Raw genomic sequence first — 23,027 nt, forward strand, 5'->3', positions numbered from 1 at the left:
TCGTGGATCTGATACTCAAGGCCGCCTTGGGCGGTGCCGTGGTGGTGCTGCTCGCCCTGCTCGCCAAGACCCGCAACTACTACATCGCGGGGCTGGTGCCACTGTTTCCCACCTTTGCCCTGATCGCCCACTACATCGTCGGCAAGGGCCGCTCGTTGGCAGACCTCAAGGCCACGATTGTCTTCGGCATGTGGTCGATCATTCCGTATTTCGTCTACCTGGCGGCGTTGTACATACTGGTCGACCGCATGCGCCTGGAGGTTTCGCTGGCGCTTGCCACTGTTGCCTGGCTGGTGGCTGCCACTGTGCTGGTCACGGCGTGGGTGCGGTTGCACTAACGCCGCGCCTGCAGGGCTCCACCGCGGCCGGCCTGAACCCTGCCGGCAAGCTCCTGCGGATCTTCGCGGTGGTCCTTGAGGTAGGGCAACACCGCCCCTAGCAATGGCTCCTTGAACGGCTCCTGAAACCGATGGGCCAGCCCTGGAATCAGGCGCAGCTGGCTGCCCTGCAGATGCGCCGCCAGGTGCACGCCGTGCATCACCGGCAACAACGGGTCGGCGGTGCCATGCACCACCAGGGCCGGCAGGCGCAACTGGTTGAGCAACCCTACCCGGCTTGGCTCGGCGAGGATCGCCATGATCTGGCGCTTGGCGCCTTCGGGATTGAAGGCCCGGTCATAGGCCGCGGCAGCCTCCTGCAGCAGAGCGGCGCGATTGTCGTGGATCCGCGGACTGCCCAGCGCCGCAAGCAGGTCGGCCTGCTGTTCGAGGGCGGCTTCACGGCTCGGGGCACTGCGCCGGGCAAGCAACTCCACCAGCGCGGGGCTCGGCGCCGGCAGACCCGCCGCGCCTGAACTGGACATCACCAGGATCAGGCTGCGAACCCGCGCAGGCGCCACGGCGGCCATGTGCTGGGCGATCATGCCGCCCATGCTGGCGCCCAGCACATGAAACTGCCGGATCTGCAGCTCATCCATCAAGTGCAGCCCGTCCGTGGCCATGTCGGTCAGGGTGTAGGGCGCCGTCATCGGCAAACCGAGCTTGTAGCGCAACACCTGGAACGCAAGATTCGCCGTGGGCGGTGCCTGGTTCCAATGCGACAGCCCCGCGTCGCGATTGTCGTAGCGGATCACCCGGAATCCTTGCAGGCACAAGGCCTCGACGACGTCATCCGGCCAATGGATCAGTTGCCCACCCAAGCCCATGACCAGCAGCAGGGCCGGGTCCGCCTGGTCGCCGACACTCTGGTAGGCCAGGCTCAGCGCACCCAGCTCAGCCCGCTGAACGAGCACCGTGGTATCGCACCGCAAGCCCGCGAAGGCCCCAGGTACGCCCATGAGGAAACAGAAGAAAATCATCAAAGCCCGCATGCGAAAACACCAGAACGCAGATCCCCAGTAGTGCGCGAGTCTGATGAATTGCGTACGGGCGCGCTGCCACCGTTGCGTGACAATTTGATGAAGGCAGCCCAGCGGTCATCGAATAATCATCGACTACCACCGCTGCAGGGCCTGCCGTTGTCGACAACCCACGGCATCATGAGAGAAACTCACTCTCTTCCTGATTTGTCTCAAATGTTGTTCATGGAGCCCGCTGTGCTGGAAATCCGTCACCTGAAAACCCTGCATGCCCTGCGCGAGGCCGACAGCCTAGTCGAGGCCGCCGAGCGCCTGCACCTGACACAGTCGGCGCTCTCGCACCAGTTCAAGGAGCTGGAGGAACGCGTGGGCATGCAACTGTTCGTGCGCAAGAGCAAGCCGATCCGCTTCACCAGCGCGGGCCTGCGCCTGCTGCAACTGGCCGATGCCACTCTGCCGCTGCTGCGCGGCGCCGAGCGCGACATTGCCCGCCTGGCGGGCGGTACTGCAGGTCGCCTGCACATGGCCATCGAGTGCCACAGCTGTTTCCAATGGCTGATGCCGACCATCGACCAGTTCCGCGACGCGTGGCCCGAGGTCGAGCTGGACCTGGCCTCCGGCTTCGCCTTCGCTCCCCTGCCGGCCCTGGCCCGTGGCGATCTCGACCTTGTCGTCACCTCCGATCCGCTGGACCTGGCCGGGATCACCTACGTGCCGCTGTTCACCTACGAAGCGATGCTCGCGGTGGCCAATCAGCATCCGCTCGCCAGCAAGCCCTTCATCGTGCCCCGGGACCTGATCGACCAGACATTGATCACCTACCCGGTGGAGCGTGACCGCCTGGACATCTTCACCCGCTTCCTGGAGCCGGCCGATATCGAGCCTGCCGCCGTGCGGACTTCGGAGCTGACGGTGATGATGATGCAGCTGGTGGCCAGCGGCCGGGGCGTCTGCGGCATGCCGCACTGGGCCCTGCACGAGTACAGCTCGCGCGGCTATGTGAAGGGCAAGCGCCTGGGTGAGAAAGGCCTGTTCGCGACCCTCTACGCGGCAGTGCGCACCGACATGCTCGATGCGCCGTACATGCGCGATTTCCTGCTGACCGCCAAGGACACCTCGTTCGCCACGCTTGAAGGCGTCAGCGCGGTGCGGTAGGCCTTGCGCCACCGTCCGGGTCACCGCGCCATCTGCGAGTCCAGACGAACGCCCCTTGCCATTCAAGGTGCTGCGCCCCATAAACAGCAGATGAACCTTCCCGCCCAGCAGCACCCGGTCCTTGAGCTGTTCCACCCGGCGGTCAGCGCCTGGTTCCGGCAGCAGTTTGCCAGCGTCACCGGCGCGCAGGCGCAGGCCTGGCCATTGATCCAGCGCGGCCAGTCGATGCTGCTCGCAGCGCCGACGGGCTCGGGCAAGACGCTGAGTGCGTTCCTGGCGGTGCTCGACGAGCTGTTTCGCCAGGGTCTGGAGCAGGAGGGAGAACTGCCGGCACAGACTCAGGTGGTCTACGTCTCGCCGCTCAAGGCGCTGTCCAATGACATCCGCCTGAACCTGCAAGCGCCGCTGGATGGCATCAGCGACGCACTCACCGCGCGCGGACTGAAACCGCCGCGGATCACCACCGCCGTGCGTAGCGGCGACACGCCGCAGAAGGAGCGCGCGGCGATGCGTCGTCACGCGCCACATATCCTGGTCACCACGCCCGAATCGCTGTACGTGCTGCTCGGCTCGACGTCCGGCCGCCAGGGCCTGGCCCATGTGCACACGGTGATCGTCGACGAGATCCACGCCCTGGCCGGCAACAAGCGCGGCTGTCATCTGGCACTGAGCCTGGAACGCCTGCAGGTGCTGGCCGGCCGGCCGTTGCGCCGTATCGGCCTGTCGGCGACCCAGCGGCCAGTGGAGCGGGTGGCGCAGTTCCTGGCCGGGCACGGCCGGCCCTGCGCCATTGTCGACGTTGGCCATGCCCGCCAGCGGGACCTGGCCATCGAAGTGCCGCCCGTGCCGCTGGGCGCGGTGATGGCCACCGATGTCTGGTCCCTGGTCTACGACCGCCTGGCCGAGCTTGCCCGGGCACACCGAACCACCCTGGTGTTCGTCAATACCCGGCGCCTGGCCGAGCGCCTGACCCGCCACCTGAGCGATCGGCTGGGCAAGGAAGCTGTAGCCGCCCACCATGGCAGCCTGGCCAAGGAATATCGCCTGGATGCCGAGCAGCGGCTCAAGCGTGGGTCATTGCAGATGCTGGTGGCCACCGCTTCGCTGGAGCTGGGTATTGATATCGGCGAGGTCGACCTGGTCTGCCAGATCGCCTCCCCTGGCTCCATTGCCGCCTTCTTGCAGCGGGTCGGACGCTCCGGCCACCAAGTGGACGGCGTACCCAAGGGGCGCCTCTTCGCCACCTCACGAGACGACCTGATCGAGTGCGTGGCTTTGCTTGACTGCGTCCGTCGCGGCGAACTGGACGTGCTGCACATTCCCAAGGCACCGCTGGACGTGCTGGCCCAGCAGATCGTCGCCGAAGTCAGCAACCAGCCCTGGCACGAGCGTGCGCTGTTCGATTGCCTGCGCCAGGCCGATCCCTTCGCCGAGCTCGACTGGGCCCACTACCAGGCCCTGCTGCGCATGCTCGCGGAGGGCTATAACGGGCGCCAGGGCCTGCGCAGTGCCTACGTGCACCGCGATGCGGTAAGCGGCATGCTGCGAGGCCGCCGTGGCAGCCAGCTGACAGCCCTGACCAGTGGTGGCACCATTCCGGAAAGCGCCGACTACGCCGTGCTGCTCGAACCCCAGGCGCTGAGCATCGGCAGCGTCAACGAAGACTTCGCGGTCGAGAGCATCGCCGGAGATATCTTCCAGCTGGGCAACGCGTCGTACCGCATTCTGCGAGTGGAAGCGGGGCGAGTGCGGGTCGAGGACGCCCACGGGCTGCCACCGACCATCCCGTTCTGGCTGGGTGAGGCGCCTGGGCGCAGCGACGAGCTCTCTGCGGCAGTTGCCCGCCTGCAAGCCGAGATCGATCAGCACCTCACCGCCAGCGGCGGCGACTTCGGCCCGTTGCGGGGATGGCTGCACGAAGCGTTCGGCCTGGGCGACGACAGCGCCAGCCAGTTGCTCGACTACCTGGGCCGCACCCGGGAAGTGCTCGGCGCCCTGCCCTCGCAGCAAACGCTGGTGATGGAGCGGTTCTTCGATGAATCCGGCGGCACGCAGCTGATCATTCATTCGCCATTCGGCAGCCGTATCAACCGAGCCTGGGGGCTGGCCCTGCGCAAGCGCTTTTGCCGCACGTTCAACTTCGAACTGCAGGCCGCGGCCAGTGAAGATGCCATCGTGCTGTCATTGTCCACCAGCCACAGCTTCGATCTGGAAGAGGTCTGGCGCTACCTGTCGAGCAAGACCGCCGAGGCGATCCTGATCCAGGCGCTGCTCGAAGCGCCGCTGTTTGGCGTGCGCTGGCGCTGGAACGCAGGCGTGGCCATGGCCCTGCCGCGCTTTGTCGGCGGGCGCAAGGTGGCGCCGCAGATCCAGCGCATGAAGAGCGAGGACCTGATCGCCGCAGTGTTCCCCGACCAGATCGCCTGCCTCGAAAATGTCGCCGGCGAGCGGCAGATCCCCGAGCATCCACTCGTCGAGCAGACCCTCGACGACTGCCTGCACGAAGCCATGGACAGCGAAGGCTGGCTGGCCTTGCTGCGGCGCATGGAAAGCGGCGACATACGCCTGGTCAGCCGAGACCTGCCCGCGCCCTCGCCGCTGGCTGCAGCCATTCTCAATGCTCGGCCCTATGCCTTTCTCGACGATGCACCGCTTGAAGAGCGGCGAACCCAGGCCGTGCTCAACCGCCGCTGGACCGAAGTCCGCAGCGCCGACGACCTGGGCGCGCTGGATGCCGACGCCATTACCGCCGTGCAGGCCGAAACCTGGCCGAATCCTGCGGGCAGCGACGAGATGCATGAAGCGTTGATGACCCTGGGGGTGATCACCGAGGCCGAGGTCATGGCCAATGAAGGCTGGGGGGACTGGCTCGAACAACTGGCCAAGTCCGGACGCGCCACCCGCTTGACCGGCACCGACCACGCCATGTGGCTGGCACGCGAACGCCTGAACCTGCTGCCGCCATTGTTTCCGGGCGCGCAGTTGCAACCGGCGCTTGGCGTTCTGCCGGGCTTCGACCAGCCCCTTGATGCCAACGTGGCGCTCACCGAACTGCTGCGCGGTCGCCTGAGCGGCCACGGCCCGCAGACCTTGGCCCAGGTCGCCGTCCCGCTTGGCCTGCCCCAGAGCGATGTAGAGCAAGCCCTGGCGCGGCTGGAGAATGATGGATACGTGATGCGCGGGCATTTCAGCCCTGGTGTCGAAGCGCTGCAGTGGTGCGAGCGGCATCTGCTGGCGCGCATCCACCGCTACACCGTCAAGCGCCTGCGCCGTGAAATCGAACCCGTGAGCCTGCAGGATTTCATGCGGTTTCTGTTCGACTGGCAGCACCTGTCCTCGGAAGAGCGTCTGCAGGGACCCCTGGCGGTCGCTGAAGTACTCGGCCAGCTGCAGGGTTTTCCCTCGGCGGCCAGCGCCTGGGAGGCCGACCTGTTGCCCAGCCGCATCAAGGACTACAGCCGGCAATGGCTCGACGATGCCTGCCGCAGTGGCCAATGGACCTGGAGCAGGCTCGCGGCTACCGCCTCCAGCAGTACCTTGCCCAGCACGCCCCTGGTGCTGCTGCCAAGAGAACACTTGGGCCTGTGGCGCAGCCTGGTCATCCTGCCGGACACCGACACCTTGGGCCCGCGTGCGCAACGGGTGCACAGCGCGTTGCAGGAGCAAGGCGCACTGTTTTTCGACGAACTGACCAGCGAAGCCCGTCTGCTGCCCAGCGAGCTTGAAACGGCCCTGCAGGAATTGGTAGGCGCCGGCCTGGTCAGCGCCGACAGCTTCACCGGGCTGCGCACCCTGATCACTCCGGCGGCCAAGCGCAGCGCGCGCATGGGCCGTCGAGGGCATGCGCCCTTGTCGAGCAGCATGGTCCATGCGGGGCGCTGGGCCCTCTTGCGCAAGGGCAGCAGCAACCAGGACAGCGATCAGCGCCTGGAGCATGTGGCCCGCAGCCTGCTGCGCCGCTACGGTGTGGTCTGCTGGCGGTTGCTGGAGCGCGAAAGCGAAGTGTTGCCCTCGTGGCGCGAGCTGCTGCGGTGCTACCACCGGCTGGAAGCGCGCGGCGAAATCCGCGGAGGACGCTTCATCGGCGGGTTGGCCGGCGAGCAGTTCGCCCTGCCTGAAGCGGTCGGCCTGCTGCGCCAGGTGCGCCGGCGCCCGGTGGATGAAAGCCTGGTGATGATCAGTGCCAGCGACCCGCTGAACCTGGTCGGCACCCTGCTGCCCGGCAGCAAGGTCCCCGCCATCAGCGGTAACCGCGTGCTCTATCGCGACGGGGTGCCGGTGGCGGCGCGAGTGTCCGGGAAACATGTGTACTGGGTTGAGGGTGACGCGGTCGAACAAAACGCCTGGCGCCAGCGCTTGCTGCGCACCTCGGCCCAGATACTCTGATTGAGAGTGCGATTGGGACCGCATCGCGGCCCCAGTACAGATCACATCAGTCTGAAGTGAACAATATCGCGGTCATGCGCCGGCGTTCCAGCATCAGGACACCGCCTGCACAGCGCCGGCTGGCTCCTTCGGCGCCAGCCTGAACACGAAGTACAAGACCGTCAGCACCATCAGGAACGCCGGCCCGATATACAGCGCCACACGGGTTTCCTCGAAGAACGCCATCAGCCCGACCACCAGGATCAGGAATGCCAGCGCAAGGTAGGAACTCAGCGGCCACAGCCACATGCGGTACTTCAGCGCCTGGCGCTCGGCCGTGCTCAGCCCGGCGCGGAACCTGAGCTGCGCCAGCAGGATCATCACCCAGGTCCAGATCGCACCGAAGGTGGCGATGGAGGTTACCCAGACGAATACTTTCTCAGGCACCAGGTAGTTGGCCAGCACCCCCAGCAGCAACGCGCCGATCGACAGCAGCAGTGCATTGCGGGGCACACCATTGCGCGAGGTGCGGGCGAACGCGGACGGGGCCTGGCCGTTCTGCGCCAGGCTGTAGAGCATGCGCCCGGTGCTGAAGATGCCGCCGTTGCAGGATGACAGCGCGGCAGTGATCACCACGAAGTTGATGATGCCCGCGGCGGTCTTGATGCCCAGGCGCTCGAAGGTCATGACGAAGGGACTGCCCTGGCTGCCGATCTCGTTCCAGGGGTAGATCGAGAGAATCACGAACAGCGCACCGACATAGAACAGCAGGATGCGCCAGAACACCGAGCCGATCGCCTGCGGAATGGTCTTCTGCGGGTTGCGCGCTTCACCGGCGGTGAGGCCGATCATTTCCACGCCCAGATAAGCGAACATCACCATCTGCAGTGACATCAGCACACCGGTCATGCCGTTGGGCATGAAGCCGCCGTTGCTCCACAAGTTGGAAATACCCATCGCCACGCCGTCGTTGCCCAGTCCAAAGGCGATGATGCCGATGCCACCCAGCACCATCGCAATGATGGTGACGATCTTGATCAAGGCAAACCAGAATTCGAACTCCCCAAAGGCCTTGACGGCGATGAGATTGATTGCGCCCATGCTGCCCAGGGCCATCAGCGCCCAGATCCAGCGGGGTACATCGGGGAACCAGATGCCCATGTAGATGGCCACTGCGGTAATTTCCGCCACGCAGGTCACCAGCCACAGGAACCAGTAGTTCCAGCCGGTGAGAAAGCCAGCCAGGGGACCGAGGTAGTCCTGGGCATAACGGCTGAACGAGCCGGCGACGGGGTTGTGCACGGCCATTTCGCCGAGGGCGCGCATGATCACCAGGATCGCCAGGCCGCCAATGATGTAGGAGAACATGATGGCGGGACCGGCCATTTCGATGGCCTTGGCCGAGCCGAGAAACAGGCCGACGCCGATACAGGCGCCGAGCGCCATGAGGCGGATGTGCCGCTCGCCAAGTTCACGCTTGAGCGGGCCGCCCTGGGCGGACGCACCTTGGGCAGGGTGATTGCCGACTGGCATAGGAAAACAACCTCATTTTGTTATTGGATTTACCCTCGTGCAGACCCGGCAGCGCCGGTAGGCGCGGGCGTCGTCTTGCGGGGAAAGCCTCGTGGGCCGTCCCATCCGCCGGCAGTGGAGCTGCTGGCAGGACGAAGGGGCCGAGCAGTATAGGAAGCCGTTCCTAGGGATTTTCACCATATACACTGGGAAATTCAGCGGGAAATCTCGGCATTTCCACCGCGCCCAGGTGACTTGGAGAGCCTTCTCACAAAATTTTCACCGAACTCGGCCAACGTCTAAGCTTCAGACAAGCAAGACGATATCGTGGCCGGGCTGAAGACTATGGGCGTACTGTGGCAATCGGAATCAACCAGAAAGGAAGCACCCGAAGCACCCCAGGCTGACACTCCAATGCCGAAAACACCTCGTCAGCGCCGCCTGTGGTGGCGGCTGTTCTGGCTGATCCTGATTGTCGGGGCCGTGCTCACGGGCCTGGCGGTGACCGAAGAGGTGCGTACCTCACGGCTTCAATCCCGTGAGTTCAGCCGCTTTGCCGCTACCCTGAGCTACTCGATGCAGCCAGGGCCAAGCGACGCGATCGTGTATCCCGGCCAGGGCCCCTTCGACAAGCGCCTGGGCTACAGCGCGCTGGGCGAATTCCTGCCGCGGCTGCTCAAGCGCGACTACCTGATCAGCGAGCAGGTGCAGTTTTCGCCCGCGCTGATGCGCTATACCGACCAGGGACTGTTTGTCCCCTTCATCGAAAAAAGCCAGGCCGGGCTGTCGATCACCGACTGCCGTGGCTCTACGCTTTACCAGTACAAATACCCGCAGTACCTGTACCCCGAATTCGCTTCGATACCGCCGGTGATGGTGCACAGCCTGCTGTTCATCGAGAACCGCGAGCTGCTCGACCCGAATGATCCGCGCAGCAACCCCGCGGTGGACTGGCCGCGCTTCGTCAAGGCCGCGTACAGCCAGCTTGCCAAGTACTTCGCACTGCCCGGCCAGTCGGCCGGGGGCAGTACCCTGGCGACCCAGCTGGAGAAGTACCGGCACTCGCCAGACGGCCTGACCGTGTCGGGCGCCGAGAAGATCCGCCAGATGATCTCGGCCAGTGTGCGCGCCTACCAGGGAGGCCCAGACACGCTGGAGGCCCGCCAGCGGATCGTGCGCGACTACCTCAACAGCGTGCCGCTGTCCGCCGTACCCGGCCACGGCGAGGTGCACGGCATGGCCGAGGGCCTGCGCGTCTGGTATGGCGCGGACTTCGACCAGGTCAACCAGGCTCTCGCCTCAACCGCCACCGACGACCAAAGCCTGGCCGCCCGTGGCCTTGCGCTGCGCCAGGTGCTGTCGCTGATGATCGCCCAGCGCCGCCCTTCGCACTACCTTTCAAAAGGTCGCACCGAGCTGGCGTGGCTTACCGACAGCCATGTTCGCGTGCTGGCGGCCAACAATGTGATCGACCGCCCGCTGGCGGACGCTGCGCTGGCCAGCAAGGCCGTGTTCCGCGACTGGGTGGCGCAGCCGACCATCCAGCCGATCATCACCAACAAAGGCATCAGCCTGGCGCGCAACCGCCTGGCCGCGATGCTCAATCGTCCGCTGTACGACCTTGACCGCCTCGACCTGTCTGTCACCAGTACGCTGCAAGGCAACCTGCAGATGCAGGTAAGTCAATATCTGAAAAACCTCTCCGACCCGGCCTTTGCCGCCGAGATGGGCCTGATCGGCGAGCGCCTGCTCACTCCCAAGACCACCGACCAGGTGCGCTACAGCTTTACCCTCTTCGAGCGTACCGCCGACGGCTCACGGGTCCGGGTACAGACAGACAGTACCGATCAGCCGTTCGACATCAACGAAGGCAGCAAGCTGGAACTGGGCTCCACCGCCAAGCTGCGGGTGCTGACCACCTATCTCGAAATAGTCGCCGAGCTGCATCAGCAATACGCCGGCAAGCCGATTGCAGAACTGAAGAAAGTCGATGTCCCGGAACTGGATTTCATCAGCCGCTGGTCGCTGGACTGGTTGATGCAGAACAAGAACCAGGACCTGGCCGCGATGCTCGACGCAGCGCTTGAGCGCAAGTATTCGGCCAGCCCGGGCGAGACGTTCTTCACCGGCGGTGGCATGCATTCGTTCAACAACTTCCGCAAGGAAGACAACGGCCGCATTCCGACCCTCAAGGAAGCCCTGCGCGAATCGATCAACCTGCCCTTCATCCGCCTGATGCGTGATGTGGTGCGCTACGTCACCTATCAATCCCCCTTCAACCGCGAACCGTTGCTCAAGGACGACGCCGACCCGCGCCGCCAGGAATACCTGGCCCGCTTCGCCGACCGCGAAGGCACCAACTACCTGATGCGCTTCTGGAAGAAATACCAGCGCAAGACCTCGCAACAGCGCCTGGACACCTTCCTCGACAGCATGCGCGTCACGCCCCAGCGGCTGGCCGCGGTTCACCGCTATCTGTTCCCCGAGGCCAGCCAGGACATCTTCAACGCCTTCGTGCGCGCACACATCGGCAAGGGCACGGCCGCAGCGGCCAAGCTCACCGACACCCGCCTGGTGGAAATGTACGGCAGCTATGGCCCCGGCAAGTACGATCTGCCTGACCAGGGCTATGTCGCCAAGGTCCATCCGCTGGACCTCTGGCTGCTCGGCTACCTGCTGAAGAACCCCAGCGCCCAGCTCAAGGACGCGGTCAACGCCAGCTACTTCCAGCGTCAGGAAGTGTATGGCTGGCTGTTCAAGAGCCGGCACAAGGGCGCGCGTGACAGCCGCGTGCGGACCATGGTGGAGATCGAGGCGTTTCTGGATATCCACCAGCGCTGGAAGCGTGTGGGCTATCCCTTCGATCATCTGGTGCCGTCGCTGGCAACGGCGATTGGCAGCTCGGGAGACCGGCCTGCCGCCTTGTCGGAGTTGGTCGGCATCATCCAGAACGACGGCGTGCGCCTGCCTACCCTGCGTATCGATACCCTGCATTTCGCCGCGGATACGCCCTATGAGACCCGGCTTGCCAGCGACCCGGACAGGGGCCAGCGCATCCTTCCGGTCGAAGTGGCTCAAGCACTGCGTGGCGCCCTGTCCCAGGTGGTCGATGCCGGTACGGCGCGGCGTGTCTCTGGCAGCTTCAAGCTGCAGGACGGCACCTCGCTGGTCATGGGCGGCAAGACCGGCACGGGGGACAACCGCATCGAGAGCTTCGGCGCCGGTGGCCGTCTGATCGGCTCACGCTCGCTGAACCGCACCGCGACCTTCGTGTTTTTCCTGGGTGACAATCACTTCGGCACGCTCACGGCCTTTGTCCCTGGACGCGCGGCCGAGACGTTCAAATTCACCTCGGCCTTGCCGGTACAGGTGCTCAAAGGCATGGCGCCGATCCTGATGCCTTATCTGGAGCCCGGCAGTGCGACCCAGTGCACGGCGGCGCAGGTGGCCGCGCACTGACTGAGCCCGTCCTATCGACGGGTTCGATCATGACCATCGATATTTCAGCGCTTGTCTTAAGATATATCTTGAGTAATATCTTGCGATATATCGAAACAGACGGAGCTCCATCATGCGTGACCATCCTCCCCCCCACCGCGAGCGTCATGACGCGGTCGAACGCCGCGTCGGGCGTGGCGAACGCGGCCCCCGCGTATTTGCACCCGGCGACCTGAAACTGCTGCTGCTGGCCATGCTTGCCGAGCAACCCGGGCATGGCTATGACCTGATCCGCCAGATCGAGGGTCTGTTCGACGGCAACTACAGCCCAAGCCCCGGCGTGATCTATCCAACCCTGAATTTTCTTGAAGAAGCCGAGCTGATCAGCGGCCAGGCCCAGGGCAGCAAGCGCTTGTACGTCATCACCGCGGCAGGCCAGCAGTCCTTGAGCGACCAGGCCATCGCGCTGGACGGCGTACGCATGCGTATCGAAGTCAGCAAGCGAGCCCTGCGCGGTCATGACCGTCCGCCCGAGATCCATGAGGCAGTGGGCAACCTGCGCCATGCCCTGCACATGCATAGCGGCCGCTGGAGCCGCGAGGAAATCGACCGGGTCCGCGACCTGCTCAACGAGACGGCCAAGGCCATCGCTGCCCGCCCCGGCCCAACCGCTCAGGAGAACGATCAATGACCGACAACGCCCCCGCCATCCACCGTGTCAGCCACGAGATCAAGCAGCGCCGTCTGGACGTGCTGCGCGTCACCGAACTCACCCCGCGCATGCGCCGCATTACCCTCGGCGGGCCCGAGCTCGCAGGTTTCACCAGCCTGGGCAGCGACGATCACATCAAGCTGCTGTTTGGCTGCACGCCGGAAGAACAGCAGGCGATCGACCAACGCAATCTGGGCCGCGACGGCGGCACCCGCCCGACCATGCGCGAATACACCCCGCGCCGCATCGACCTGGCGGCCGGCGAGCTGGACATCGATTTCGTCCTGCACGGTGATGGTCCTGCCTCGACCTGGGCCGAACAGGCCGCGCCAGGACAGACTCTTGACATCGCCGGGCCGCGCGCCTCGCTGGTGGTACCGGACATCTTCGACAGCTACCTGCTGATCGGCGACGAGACCGCCATCCCCGCCATCGCCCGACGCCTGGAAGAACTGCCCGCAGGCCGCACGGTCCTGGCGGTGATCGAGATCGAGGACGAGCAGGAGCGCCAGCCGCTCGAAAGCCATGCGAACGTCGAAGTGATCTGGGTTCAGCGTCACCGCCAAGCCATGTTGGCGGTGCTCCAGGACCTGGCGTTACCAGAAGGCAAACTGTACAGCTGGGTCGCACTGGAAAAGAGCCTGACCCGCCAGGCCAAGGCTTTGCTCCTGAGCAAGGGCGCCAGCGAGGACACACTGAAGGCTGCCGCTTACTGGCGCCTGGACAGCAGTGAAGACGACGAGTGAAACCCTCAGGGCCGCGCCTGGGCCAGTGCCTGCCGGCGGCCCTGCCAGTGGTCCAGAGCCAGCAACAGCAGGCCGATGGCCCAGAACCCAGCCAGCACGCCGGACGCATTGAGCACGGCCTGCCCATAACCGAGCTCGGCTACGTCGATGAAGGGATATGGGTAAACCCCGATCACATGCCCACGCCAGAGCGCAAAGGTAAAATACCCCGCCGGATACAATGCCCAGGCCAGCACATGCCACAGGCGCAGGCTGCCCTTCGGGACGCAGCGCCACCAGTACACGACGAACAGCACCGGCATCACATCGTGCAGCAGTTCGTCCGCCAGCCGCTGCCAGCCCTCGGGATGCCAGAGATGACGCAGCAGCAGGCTATAGGCCAGCGCCACCAGGACGATGCTGGTTGCGATCGCCGAACTGACCGGTGGTGATAAAAACCATTGCCGTGCGCGCCCCTTGTGCCCGAACGCCGCGTAGCTCAGCACCGTGGCGACCAGCGTGTTGCTCAATACCGTGAAATAACTGAACAGGTTGACCAGCCCGCCGACCAGGCTGGCCTGCTCCTGCCAGCGCACCAGCAGCACCAGGTACAGCTGCACGGCAAGCCCGCCCCAGCCCAGCACTGCGGCCAGGGTCAGCCAGGGATGGCGAGGCACTCAGCCAGACCGCTGCAGTTTCACATACAACTGCTCGACCTTTTCCCGGGCCCACGGCGTCTTGCGCAGGAAGGTCAGGCTCGACTTGATGCTGGGGTCGCTCTTGAAACAGCGGATATCGATGCGCTCGGCCAGGCCCTGCCACTGGTAGTGGGCCACCAGCGCAGTAAGGACCTGCTCCAGGGTCACGCCATGCAGCGCATTGTGTTGACCGGTGCTCATGGGTGGTACTCCCGCGATAAAGAGCGGCAGGTTACACCAGATCGGCCTGCCCATTTGCATACCCAGTGGATTGTTACCGATCTCGCAACGATCCCCTGCGACAAATTGTCTTTTTTTCTTTGGTTATCAACGATATCCTGCCGCCGCCTGCTGAACCATTTCAGCCAGCTCCCCTTCTCGACATCTCCATTGAAGAGCGTTGTTCTTCAATGCGCTGCCGTTTTTCCGATCACCAGAAGATAGCGCTATCTCATGCACCGATTATCCCATCTCCACGTCCCGGCGCTTGCCTGCGCCGCGCTCTGCACGTCCTTGTCCACCGCCCAGGCTGCCGAGCTGTTCGCCAGCGACTCGCCGTGGATGCTCGGTGACTGGGGCGGCACCCGCAGCGAATTGCTCGAGCAGGGCTACGACTTCACCCTGGGCTACACCGGCGAGATGGGCAGCAACCTGCATGGCGGCTACGACCATGACCGCACCGCGCGCTACAGCGACCAGTTCACCTTTGGCAGTCATCTGGACCTGGAGAAGATACTCGGCTGGCATGACGCCGAGTTCCAGCTGACCGTCACCGAGCGCCATGGCGCCAACATCAGCAACGACCGCATCAACGACCCGCGTGTCGGTGGCTTTACCTCGGCCCAGGAAGTCTGGGGCCGCGGTCAGACCTGGCGGCTGACGCAGCTGTGGGTCAAGCAGAAATACTTCGACGGTGCGCTGGACGTGAAATTCGGTCGCTTCGGCGAGGGTGAGGATTTCAACAGCTTCCCGTGCGACTTCCAGAACCTGGCCTTCTGCGGCTCGCAGGTCGGCAACTGGGTTGGCGGCATCTGGTACAACTGGCCGGTCAGCCAGTGGGCGCTGCGTGTCAGATATAACCTGCACGACGATCTCTATGCCCAGATCGGCATCTACGAGCAGAACCCTTCGAACCTGGAATCGGGCAATGGCTTCAAGCTCAGCACCAGCGGGACCCAAGGGGCGCTCATGCCGATCGAACTGGTGTGGAGCCCGCGGGTCTTTGGTCTGAAGGGGGAATATCGCGCCGGGTACTACTACAGTAATGCCAAGGCACAAGATGTTTACAAGGACAACAACGGTCAACCGGCTGCGCTCAGCGGCCAGGCGTACCGCAGCAGTTCCAGCAAACACGGTTTCTGGCTGGGTGTACAGCAGCAGGTGACGTCCCAGGCATCAGACGATTCGCGCGGCCTGAGCCTGTTCGCCAATGCCACGTTGCACGACAAGAAGACCAATGCCATCGACAACTATGTTCAGGCAGGTGTGGTGTACAAGGGGCTCTTCGATGCCCGGGTCAAGGACGACATCGGTTTCGCCCTCGCCCGCGTGCACGTCAACCCTGGCTACCGCAAGAACGCCCGCCTGGCCAACCAGGCCTCCGGCGTTGCCGACTACGACAACCTCGCTTTCCTGCCAGTCCAGGACACCGAGTACAGCGCAGAGCTGTACTACGGGATCCATCTGGCCGACTGGCTCACCGTGCGCCCGAACCTGCAGTACATCCGCCATCCGGGCGGGGTATCGCAGGTCGATGATGCGCTGATCGGCGGGCTCAAGATCCAAAGTACTTTCTAACCCACATTCAAGACCCTACGGAGACCCTACGATGAGCACTGAAGGTGCCAAGACTGGAACCCGCTGGCTGCCGCGCCTGATCGGCGCGCTGCTGTTGCTGATGGGGCTGGCGTTGCTGGCCGGCGGCATCAAGTTGAGCCAGCTTGGCGGTTCGCTTTACTACCTGATCGCCGGTATCGGCTTCGCCGTGTCCGGCGTTCTCCTGCTGGCCCAGCGCCGCATCGGCCTGGGCCTGTACGGCCTGGTGCTGATTGCAAGCACCGTCTGGGCACTGTGGGAAGTGGGCCTGGACTGGTGGCAGCTGGTGCCGCGCCTGGCAATGTGGTTTGCCATCGGCGTGGTCTTGCTGCTGCCCTGGGCTACCCGTTCGCTGATTGGTCCGTCACAGCGCGCCAACCTTGGCCTGCTGGGCCTCGGCGTGGTGATGTCCGGCGCAACCGCTATCGCCAGCCAGTTCACCTCCCCTGGCGAGATTCAGGGCGAACTGGGCCGCGACAGCAGCGAGATGGCCAGCGCCGCGCCCTCGATGCCCGATGGCGAGTGGCAGGCCTATGGCCGTACCGAGCACGGCGACCGTTATTCGCCGCTGCGACAGATAACTCCGCAGAACGCCTATCGCCTTGAAGAGGCCTGGCGCATCCGCACCGGCGACATGCCAACCGACAACGACCCCATCGAGCTGACCAACCAGAACACTCCGCTCAAGGTCAACGGCATGCTCTATGCCTGCACCGCCCACAGCAAGGTGCTGGCGTTGAACCCGGACACCGGCGAGGAAATCTGGCGCTTCGACCCGCAGATCAAGAGCCCTGTCGGCTTCAAGGGCTTTGCCCACATGACCTGCCGTGGGGTCTCGTACTATGACGAGAACAACTACGTCAGCAGTGACGGCAGTCCCGCGCCGAAGATCTCCCAGGCCGGTCAGGCTGTCGCCCAGAGCTGTCCGCGCCGCCTGTACCTGCCGACCGCCGATGCCCGCCTGATCGTGCTCAACGCCGACAACGGCAAGGTATGCGAAGGCTTCGCCAACCAGGGCGTGATCGACCTCACTACCGGTATCGGCCCGTTCACCGCAGGCGGCTACTACTCCACCTCGCCTGCAGCGATCACCCGCGACCTGGTGATCATCGGTGGTCATGTGACCGACAACGAGTCGATCGACGAGCCGTCCGGCGTGATCCGCGCCTATGACGTGCACGACGGCCACCTCGTGTGGAACTGGGACAGCAACAATCCGGACGAGACCGCCCCGCTCGCCCCGGGCAAGACCTACAGCCGCAACTCGGCCAACATGTGGTCGCTGGCCAGCGTCGATGAAGACCTGGGGATGGTCTACCTGCCTCTGGGCAACCAGACCCCCGACCAGTGGGGCGCCGACCGTACTCCTGGCGCCGAGAAGTTCAGCGCCGGCATCGTCGCACTCGACCTCGCCACCGGCAAGGTGCGCTGGAACTACCAGTTCACCCATCATGACCTGTGGGACATGGACGTCGGGAGCCAGCCGACCCTGGTTCACCTGAAGACCGAAGATGGCATCAAGCCTGCGCTGATCGCCCCGACCAAGCAGGGCAGCCTGTATGTGCTCGACCGTCGCGACGGTACCCCGATCGTGCCGATCCGCGAGATCCCGACCCCGCAAGGTGCGGTAAAGGGCGACCACACCGCCCCGAGCCAGGCGCGTTCCGACCTAAACCTGCTTGGCCCGGACCTGACCGAACAGGCCATGTGGGGCGCCACGCCGTTCGACCAGATGCTGTGTCGGATCCAGTTCCGCGAGCTGCGCTACGAAGGCCAGTACACCCCACCGTCCGAGCAGGGCAGCCTGATCTACCCGGGCAACGTGGGTGTGTTCAACTGGGGCAGTGTCTCGGTCGACCCGGTCCGCCAACTGCTGTTCACCTCGCCCAACTACCTGGCCTTCGTCTCGAAGATGGTGCCACGTGAGCAGGTTGCCGCGGGCAGCAAGCGTGAAAGCGAGACCAGCGGCGTGCAGCCGAACGCCGGCGCCCCGTATGCCGTGACCATGCACCCGTTCATGTCGCCGCTGGGCGTGCCATGCCAGGCTCCGGCCTGGGGTTACGTCGCAGCGATCGATCTGTTCACCAACAAAGTGGTGTGGAAGCACAAGAACGGCACCACCCGCGACAGCACTCCGGTGCCGATCGGCCTGCCAGTGGGCGTGCCGAGCATGGGCGGTTCGATTGTCACCGCAGGTGGCGTGGGCTTCCTGAGCGGCACCCTCGACCAGTACCTGCGTGCCTACGACACCAACAACGGCAAGGAGCTGTGGAAGTCGCGCCTGCCCGCTGGCGGCCAGGCCACGCCGATGACCTACACCGGCAAGGATGGCAAGCAGTACGTGCTGGTCACTGCTGGCGGCCACGGCTCGCTGGGTACCCGGATGGGCGACTACATCATCGCCTACAAACTGGCGGAATAAGGCCACCCGCTGGCACCGTTCACGTCGGTGCCAGCGCACGGTGACTGCTCCCGCTCCTACAAAAGCGCGTGGCGGGCATCGCCATTGAAACCTGCTCGCTGTTGCCCCATCTAAGCACCATAGTCATTTGCCTAGGTGCCCCATGAGCGACCAGCAGGATCCTGCGGATTATCCCGACCAACACCCGGAAGTCGAACACCTCGAAGCCCAGGACGTGCCCGGTCATCACCTGGCCTTGCCGGGCCAGCAACTGCCGGACAAGGTCTATGTGATTCCGATCCATAACCGGCCGTTCTTCCCCGCGCAGGTGCTGCCGGTAATGGTCAACGAAGAACCATGGGCCGAGACTCTCGACCTGGTGGCCAAGGACCCGCAACAGGCCTTGGCCCTGTTCTTCATGGACACGCCGCCCGAAGACCATCGACATTTCGACACCTCCGCCCTGCCGCTGTACGGCACGCTGGTCAAGGTGCACCACGCCAGCCGCGAGAACGGCAAGCTGCAGTTCGTCGCCCAGGGCCTGACCCGCGTGCGCATCCGCACCTGGCTCAAACACCACCGGCCGCCCTATCTTGTGGAGGTCGAATACCCACGCCAGCCCCCTGCCCCCACCGACGAGGTCAAGGCCTACGGCATGGCCCTGATCAACGCGATCAAGGAGCTGCTGCCTCTCAATCCGCTGTACAGCGAAGAGCTGAAAAACTATCTCAACCGCTTCAGCCCCAATGATCCCTCCCCGCTTACCGACTTTGCCGCCGCGTTGACCTCGGCCACTGGCAACCAGCTGCAAGAGGTGCTCGATTGTGTGCCCATGCTCAAGCGCATGGAAAAAGTCCTGCCGATGCTGCGCAAGGAGGTCGAGGTCGCGCGCCTGCAAAACGAGATCTCGGCCGAGGTAAACCGCCAGATCGGCGAGCACCAGCGCGAGTTTTTCCTCAAGGAACAGCTCAAGGTGATCCAGCAGGAGCTGGGGCTGACCAAGGATGACCGCAGCGCCGATCTCGAGCAGTTCGAGCAACGCCTGCAAGGCAAGACTCTGCCGGCTGCCGCGCAGAAACGCATTCAGGAAGAGATGGGCAAACTGGCGATTCTGGAGACCGGCTCGCCAGAATATGCCGTCACGCGCAACTACCTGGAATGGGCCTGCGCCCTGCCCTGGGGCGTGTATGGCGAGGACAAGCTCAATCTGAAGCACGCGCGCAAGGTGCTCGACCAGCACCACGCCGGGCTCGTCGATATCAAGGAACGGATCCTGGAGTTTCTCGCTGTCGGTGCCTGGAAGGGCGAGATCAGTGGCTCGATCGTCCTGCTGGTCGGCCCGCCTGGTGTCGGCAAGACCAGTGTCGGAAAATCAATCGCCGAGTCCCTGGGCCGCCCGTTCTACCGCTTCAGCGTCGGCGGCATGCGCGACGAGGCTGAAATCAAGGGTCACCGCCGGACCTACATCGGCGCCCAGCCAGGCAAGCTGGTGCAGGCGCTCAAGGACGTCGAGGTGATGAACCCGGTGATCATGCTCGACGAGATCGACAAGATGGGCCAGAGCTACCAGGGCGATCCGGCCTCGGCGCTGCTCGAAACCCTCGACCCCGAGCAGAATGTCGACTTCCTCGATCACTACCTCGACCTGCGACTGGACCTGTCCAAGGTGCTGTTCGTCTGCACGGCGAACACGCTGGACTCCATCCCGGGGCCGCTGCTCGACCGTATGGAAGTGATACGCCTGTCGGGCTATATCACCGAAGAGAAGCTGGCGATCGCAAAGCGTCACCTGTGGCCCAAACAACTGAAAAAAGCCGGGGTGTCCAAGACCAGCCTGAGCATCACCGACAGCGCACTTCGCCTGGTAATCGAAGGCTATGCCCGCGAGGCCGGCGTGCGCCAGCTGGAGAAGCAGCTGGGCAAACTGATCCGCAAGGCTGTGATCAAGCTCCTCGAGGATCCGCAGGCACAGTTGAAGATCGCCCCCAAGGACCTGGAATCCGCGCTGGGCATCCCGGTGTTCCGCAGCGAACAGGTGCTGGCGGGCAAGGGCATCATTACCGGGCTTGCCTGGACCAGCATGGGCGGCGCGACGCTACCGATCGAAGCGACTCGAATCCACAACCTGACCCGCGGCCTCAAGCTCACCGGCAAGCTGGGGGACGTGATGAAGGAATCCGCCGAAATCGCCTACAGCTATGTCAGCGCCAACCTCCAGCAGTATGGAGGAGACCCCGGGTTCTTCAACGAAGCCTTCATTCACCTGCATGTGCCTGAAGGCGCGACGCCCAAGGATGGACCGAGTGCCGGCGTGACCATGGCCAGTGCACTGCTGTCGCTGGCCCGGGACCAGGTGCCGAAGAAAGGCGTGGCCATGACCGGCGAGCTGACCCTGACCGGCCAGGTGCTGCCGATCGGTGGGGTGCGGGAGAAGGTGATCGCGGCCAAGCGGCAGAAGATCTTCGAGCTGATTTTGCCGGAGGCGAACCGGGGTGACTTCGAAGAGTTGCCGGATTACCTGAAGGAAGGGCTGACGGTGCATTTCGCCAAGCGGTTCAGTGATGTGGCGAAAGTGTTGTTCTGAAAGAGGGTGCGGTCCCATCGCGGGCTTGCCCGCGACAGGGGACCATCGGTTATGCTCCACTCCTTCGTGACTTCCGGAGCCAACATGACCGCTGCCCGTCTGCTCGTTCCCTTGAGCCTTGCCCTGCTGACCGCCTGCGCCCAGCAACCCGCGCACAATATCGACCTGGACGGCCAGTCCGACTGCCCCACAAGCCTGCGCACCGGCCAGACGCTGACGCTGACCCTGCCTAGTAACCCCAGCACGGGCTATCGCTGGCTGCTGCAGAACCCGGCGTCGAGCACCCTGCGCAGCCTGGGCCCGGAGGTCTACAGCCATCCAGAGGATGCCGGTATCGTTGGCAGCGCCGGGCAATCCACCTGGCGTTTCCAGGCGCAACAGGCTGGCGAGAGCCACCTGATCCTGGTGTACCAGCAGCCTTGGGCGCCGGAAGTACTGCCCGTGCAGACCTTCGATTGCGCCATCAGCGTGAAATAAACAGCCCGCGCTGGTCAGCGGATCATGCAGCGACGGCGCGGTTTGGCTAAAATGCCGCCCTTTTCCATCGCCGTCTTCTGGAATACCCGTGAGCAAAGAGCCCGACCGCCTATTCGCCCAGCCCTTGGACCAGGTGCCCGACTTCGCCTTCAACGAGGACGTGGTCCGGGTGTTCCCGGACATGATCAAGCGCTCGGTGCCGGGCTACCCGACCATCGTCGAGAACCTCGGCGTGCTGGCTGCGCGGTTCGCCCAGCCGAACACCGCGCTGTACGACCTGGGAAGCTCCCTGGGCGCGGTCACCCAATCGCTGCGCCGCCATGTGCGCAGCGATGGCTGTCACGTCATTGCCGTGGACAACTCCGCCGCCATGGTCGAGCGCTGCCGCCAATACCTCACCGCGCAGGACTCGATGTTCCAGGAGCTGCTGCCGGTGCAGGTGGTCGAGGCCGACATCCTTGCCCTGCCCTTCGAACCTGCCTCGGTCGTGGCGATGAATTTCACCTTGCAGTTCATCGCCCCCGAAGAGCGTGAGGGATTGCTTGCCCGCATCCACCAGGCCTTGTTGCCGGGCGGCGCACTGATCCTCTCCGAGAAACTGTGCTTCGACGATGAAACGCAACAGGCGCTGCTCACCGAGCTGCACCTGGGCTTCAAGCGCGCCAACGGCTACAGCGAACTGGAAATTGCCCAGAAGCGCAGCGCCATCGAGAACGTGATGAAACCCGATACGCTCGAAACCCATCGCCAACGCCTGCACGCCGCCGGTTTTTCCAAGGTTGTGCCGTGGTTCCAATGCCTTAACTTCGCCTCTCTGATAGCCCTGCCATGATCGATCTGTCTTCCCTGGTCCGCCGTCTGGCGGGCACCCCCCTGGCTGCCTGGTCGCAAGGCTTGCAAGCCCAACTCGATGCCAAGCTGGAAAAAGGCCATGGCGACCTCGAGCGCTGGCAAAGCGCGCTCGACGCATTGCCCGCTTTGCAGCCCACCGAGATCGACCTGGTCCATGGCCTGAGCCTTGACTGCGCTTGCGATGACGCCACCCGCGTGCAGATGCGCAATGCCCTGATGGGCCTCTCGCCGTGGCGCAAGGGACCATTCGACCTGTTCGGCGTACACGTCGACACCGAATGGCATTCGGACTGGAAATGGTCACGGGTGGCCCCTCACCTGGACCTCGCAGGCAAGCGCGTCCTCGACGTTGGCTGCGGCAATGGCTACTACCAGTGGCGCATGCTGGGCGCCGGTGCGGACATGGTGGTGGGCGTCGACCCGAACTGGCTGTTCTTCTGCCAGTTCCAGGCAGTGCAGCGCTACCTGCCTGAGCTGCCGGCCTGGCACCTGCCCTTTGCGCTGGAAGAGCTGCCAGCCAGCCTCGAAGGCTTCGACACCGTGTTTTCCATGGGCGTGTTCTATCATCGGCGTTCGCCGATCGAGCATCTGCTGGCGCTCAAGGACTGCCTGGTCAAGGGTGGCGAGCTGGTGCTGGAGACGCTGGTGGTCGAAGGTGACGAGCACCAGGTGCTGGTGCCCGAGGATCGCTACGCGCAGATGCGCAACGTCTGGTTCCTGCCTTCGGTTCCGGCGCTGGAGCGCTGGGTACGGCGTGCCGGGTTCAGCGATGTGCGGTGCGTGGATGTCAGTGTGACGACTGTGGAGGAGCAGCGCAGTACGGAGTGGATGCGCTACCAGTCGCTGGGAGATTTTCTCGATCCTGCGGACCACAGCCGCACCATCGAGGGATTGCCGGCGCCGCGCCGTGCGACGATCGTCGCACGGAAGTAACCG

16 protein-coding genes are annotated in these 23,027 nt (G+C 64.4%); 12 read left to right on the forward strand and 4 right to left on the reverse strand.

Annotation, left to right across the window (positions count from 1 at the left end; all coding sequences use genetic code 11):
* Positions 1–11 precede the first annotated feature (11 nt).
* On the forward strand, positions 12–338 hold the full coding sequence (locus tag AC0ZZU_RS20745; protein WP_476343283.1) for a GlpM family protein: 327 nt from the start codon (positions 12–14) through the stop codon (positions 336–338).
* Here the strand turns inward: AC0ZZU_RS20745 and AC0ZZU_RS20750 are convergent.
* Positions 335–1,369: an alpha/beta fold hydrolase gene (locus tag AC0ZZU_RS20750; protein ID WP_476343167.1), complete on the reverse strand. Its 1,035-nt coding sequence runs from the start codon at positions 1,367–1,369 to the stop codon at positions 335–337. The two genes, AC0ZZU_RS20745 and AC0ZZU_RS20750, sit on opposite strands and share 4 nt — an antisense overlap.
* A gap of 225 nt (positions 1,370–1,594) precedes the next feature.
* Here AC0ZZU_RS20750 and metR point away from each other — a divergent pair, with 225 nt between their 5' ends.
* Positions 1,595–2,512 (forward strand): transcriptional regulator MetR, encoded by a 918-nt coding sequence (gene metR / locus AC0ZZU_RS20755; RefSeq protein ID WP_476343168.1) that lies wholly within the window; start codon positions 1,595–1,597, stop codon positions 2,510–2,512.
* A 90-nt stretch (positions 2,513–2,602) separates the two neighbouring features.
* Entirely contained in the window at positions 2,603–6,898 is a 4,296-nt protein-coding gene (locus AC0ZZU_RS20760; RefSeq protein WP_476343169.1) for a DEAD/DEAH box helicase, read from the forward strand.
* Positions 6,899–6,991: 93 nt separating this feature from the next.
* Here AC0ZZU_RS20760 and AC0ZZU_RS20765 read toward each other — a convergent pair whose 3' ends face one another.
* Positions 6,992–8,410: an amino acid permease gene (locus tag AC0ZZU_RS20765; protein ID WP_476343170.1), complete on the reverse strand. Its 1,419-nt coding sequence runs from the start codon at positions 8,408–8,410 to the stop codon at positions 6,992–6,994.
* A 324-nt stretch (positions 8,411–8,734) separates the two neighbouring features.
* On the opposite strand from AC0ZZU_RS20765, the gene AC0ZZU_RS20770 reads away from it, so the two are divergent.
* The 3 genes from AC0ZZU_RS20770 (at position 8,735) to AC0ZZU_RS20780 (ending at position 13,285) form a co-directional block, all read left to right on the forward strand.
* Positions 8,735–11,848 carry a transglycosylase domain-containing protein gene (locus tag AC0ZZU_RS20770; RefSeq protein ID WP_476343284.1) on the forward strand — a complete coding sequence of 1,038 codons (3,114 nt, stop codon included), beginning with the start codon at positions 8,735–8,737 and terminating at the stop codon, positions 11,846–11,848.
* A gap of 112 nt (positions 11,849–11,960) precedes the next feature.
* Positions 11,961–12,518: a PadR family transcriptional regulator gene (locus tag AC0ZZU_RS20775; protein ID WP_476343171.1), complete on the forward strand. Its 558-nt coding sequence runs from the start codon at positions 11,961–11,963 to the stop codon at positions 12,516–12,518.
* A complete protein-coding gene (locus tag AC0ZZU_RS20780) occupies positions 12,515–13,285 on the forward strand; it encodes a siderophore-interacting protein (protein WP_476343172.1) in 771 nt (256 codons plus the stop codon). The genes AC0ZZU_RS20775 and AC0ZZU_RS20780 overlap by 4 nt, the downstream gene beginning before the upstream one ends.
* A 5-nt stretch (positions 13,286–13,290) precedes the next feature.
* Here AC0ZZU_RS20780 and AC0ZZU_RS20785 read toward each other — a convergent pair whose 3' ends face one another.
* On the reverse strand, positions 13,291–13,941 hold the full coding sequence (locus tag AC0ZZU_RS20785; protein WP_476343173.1) for a Pr6Pr family membrane protein: 651 nt from the start codon (positions 13,939–13,941) through the stop codon (positions 13,291–13,293).
* Complete coding sequence (locus AC0ZZU_RS20790) at positions 13,942–14,163, reverse strand: VF530 family protein (protein ID WP_476343174.1); 222 nt, start codon at positions 14,161–14,163, stop codon at positions 13,942–13,944. It abuts the gene before it with no gap.
* A gap of 252 nt (positions 14,164–14,415) precedes the next feature.
* Here AC0ZZU_RS20790 and AC0ZZU_RS20795 point away from each other — a divergent pair, with 252 nt between their 5' ends.
* The 6 genes from AC0ZZU_RS20795 (at position 14,416) to cmoB (ending at position 23,024) form a co-directional block, all read left to right on the forward strand.
* Positions 14,416–15,759 carry a carbohydrate porin gene (locus AC0ZZU_RS20795; RefSeq protein ID WP_476343175.1) on the forward strand — a complete coding sequence of 448 codons (1,344 nt, stop codon included), beginning with the start codon at positions 14,416–14,418 and terminating at the stop codon, positions 15,757–15,759.
* A gap of 31 nt (positions 15,760–15,790) precedes the next feature.
* Complete coding sequence (locus AC0ZZU_RS20800; protein WP_476343176.1) at positions 15,791–18,199, forward strand: glucose/quinate/shikimate family membrane-bound PQQ-dependent dehydrogenase; 2,409 nt, start codon at positions 15,791–15,793, stop codon at positions 18,197–18,199.
* A gap of 142 nt (positions 18,200–18,341) precedes the next feature.
* Entirely contained in the window at positions 18,342–20,762 is a 2,421-nt protein-coding gene (gene lon, locus AC0ZZU_RS20805) for an endopeptidase La (RefSeq protein ID WP_476343177.1), read from the forward strand.
* An 84-nt stretch (positions 20,763–20,846) separates the two neighbouring features.
* Positions 20,847–21,239, forward strand: a complete 393-nt coding sequence (locus tag AC0ZZU_RS20810) for a protease inhibitor I42 family protein (RefSeq protein WP_476343178.1) — start codon at positions 20,847–20,849, stop codon at positions 21,237–21,239.
* 88 nt (positions 21,240–21,327) lie between these two features.
* Positions 21,328–22,071, forward strand: coding sequence for a carboxy-S-adenosyl-L-methionine synthase CmoA (cmoA, locus tag AC0ZZU_RS20815; protein WP_476343179.1), 744 nt, complete (start codon positions 21,328–21,330; stop codon positions 22,069–22,071).
* Positions 22,068–23,024, forward strand: a complete 957-nt coding sequence (cmoB, locus tag AC0ZZU_RS20820; RefSeq protein ID WP_476343180.1) for a tRNA 5-methoxyuridine(34)/uridine 5-oxyacetic acid(34) synthase CmoB — start codon at positions 22,068–22,070, stop codon at positions 23,022–23,024. Before cmoA ends, cmoB begins: the two co-directional genes overlap by 4 nt.
* The last annotated feature ends 3 nt before the right edge of the window (positions 23,025–23,027 follow it).

Source organism: Pseudomonas sp. JE3303 (assembly GCF_056312565.1).

Coding starts and splice junctions, on each gene's coding strand:
- AC0ZZU_RS20765 (WP_476343170.1), bottom strand. CDS start 8,410: ATGCCAGTCGGCAATCACCCTGCCCAAGGTGCGTCCGCCCAGGGCGGC.
- AC0ZZU_RS20810 (WP_476343178.1), top strand. CDS start 20,847: ATGACCGCTGCCCGTCTGCTCGTTCCCTTGAGCCTTGCCCTGCTGACC.
- AC0ZZU_RS20775 (WP_476343171.1), top strand. CDS start 11,961: ATGCGTGACCATCCTCCCCCCCACCGCGAGCGTCATGACGCGGTCGAA.
- cmoB (WP_476343180.1), top strand. CDS start 22,068: ATGATCGATCTGTCTTCCCTGGTCCGCCGTCTGGCGGGCACCCCCCTG.
- lon (WP_476343177.1), top strand. CDS start 18,342: ATGAGCGACCAGCAGGATCCTGCGGATTATCCCGACCAACACCCGGAA.
- AC0ZZU_RS20770 (WP_476343284.1), top strand. CDS start 8,735: ATGGGCGTACTGTGGCAATCGGAATCAACCAGAAAGGAAGCACCCGAA.
- AC0ZZU_RS20780 (WP_476343172.1), top strand. CDS start 12,515: ATGACCGACAACGCCCCCGCCATCCACCGTGTCAGCCACGAGATCAAG.
- AC0ZZU_RS20760 (WP_476343169.1), top strand. CDS start 2,603: ATGAACCTTCCCGCCCAGCAGCACCCGGTCCTTGAGCTGTTCCACCCG.
- AC0ZZU_RS20790 (WP_476343174.1), bottom strand. CDS start 14,163: ATGAGCACCGGTCAACACAATGCGCTGCATGGCGTGACCCTGGAGCAG.
- AC0ZZU_RS20800 (WP_476343176.1), top strand. CDS start 15,791: ATGAGCACTGAAGGTGCCAAGACTGGAACCCGCTGGCTGCCGCGCCTG.
- AC0ZZU_RS20795 (WP_476343175.1), top strand. CDS start 14,416: ATGCACCGATTATCCCATCTCCACGTCCCGGCGCTTGCCTGCGCCGCG.
- AC0ZZU_RS20750 (WP_476343167.1), bottom strand. CDS start 1,369: ATGCGGGCTTTGATGATTTTCTTCTGTTTCCTCATGGGCGTACCTGGG.